Origin of the sequence: Pseudoalteromonas sp. MER144-MNA-CIBAN-0113 (assembly GCF_040308965.1) — a bacterium.
Classification (GTDB): Bacteria; Pseudomonadota; Gammaproteobacteria; order Enterobacterales; family Alteromonadaceae; genus Pseudoalteromonas; species Pseudoalteromonas tetraodonis.
The window spans coordinates 1-251 of sequence record NZ_JBEOOG010000491.1 but is presented as its reverse complement, the minus strand read 5'-3'; the positions used below and the strand labels follow the sequence as shown (position 1 = coordinate 251).

Genomic DNA, 251 nt, shown 5'->3' with positions numbered 1-251 from the left:
CGATAACTGATGCGGGAACCTGTCAGCACAGCCAATTAAATGTACCAGCTTAAGCATTTCATCAACGCGTTGCTGCTTTTGAGCTTTACTCATTTTACTAAGCCCAAATGCGATATTATTTGCCACCGTTAAATGCGGAAACAACGCATAGTCTTGAAACATCATGCCGATGTTACGATGCTCAGGTGAGACAAAAGATTGCTCATCACTCACTAATTTACCGTCTATAAAAATAGACCCTTGCTTAGCTT

Annotated in this window: 1 protein-coding gene; it reads right to left on the bottom strand. The window is 41.0% G+C overall.

Features of this window, described 5'->3' with window-relative positions; genetic code table 11:
• On the bottom strand, window positions 1-251 hold a 251-nt coding region (locus AAEY57_RS20635; RefSeq protein ID WP_350608741.1), incomplete at both ends, for an ATP-binding cassette domain-containing protein.